The 659-nt window shown below is 52.8% G+C and carries 1 rRNA gene; it reads right to left on the reverse strand.

Features of this window, described 5'->3' with window-relative positions:
• Positions 1-659, reverse strand: a 16S ribosomal RNA gene (locus tag C9J46_RS21395); the annotation flags it as partial.

The following is a 659-nucleotide window of genomic DNA, read 5'->3' on the forward strand; positions in this document are numbered from 1 at the left end:
GTGCTGGCAAACAAGGATAAGGGTTGCGCTCGTTGCGGGACTTAACCCAACATTTCACAACACGAGCTGACGACAGCCATGCAGCACCTGTCTCAGAGTTCCCGAAGGCACTAAAGCATCTCTGCTAAATTCTCTGGATGTCAAGAGTAGGTAAGGTTCTTCGCGTTGCATCGAATTAAACCACATGCTCCACCGCTTGTGCGGGCCCCCGTCAATTCATTTGAGTTTTAATCTTGCGACCGTACTCCCCAGGCGGTCTACTTAACGCGTTAGCTCCGAAAGCCACGGCTCAAGGCCACAACCTCCAAGTAGACATCGTTTACGGCGTGGACTACCAGGGTATCTAATCCTGTTTGCTCCCCACGCTTTCGCATCTGAGTGTCAGTATCTGTCCAGGGGGCCGCCTTCGCCACCGGTATTCCTTCAGATCTCTACGCATTTCACCGCTACACCTGAAATTCTACCCCCCTCTACAGTACTCTAGTCTGCCAGTTCAAAATGCTGTTCCGAGGTTGAGCCCCGGGCTTTCACATCTTGCTTAACAGACCACCTGCATGCGCTTTACGCCCAGTAATTCCGATTAACGCTCGCACCCTCCGTATTACCGCGGCTGCTGGCACGGAGTTAGCCGGTGCTTCTTCTGTTGCTAACGTCAAACG

Origin of the sequence: Photobacterium sp. GB-36 (assembly GCF_003026135.1) — a bacterium.
Classification (GTDB): Bacteria; Pseudomonadota; Gammaproteobacteria; order Enterobacterales; family Vibrionaceae; genus Photobacterium.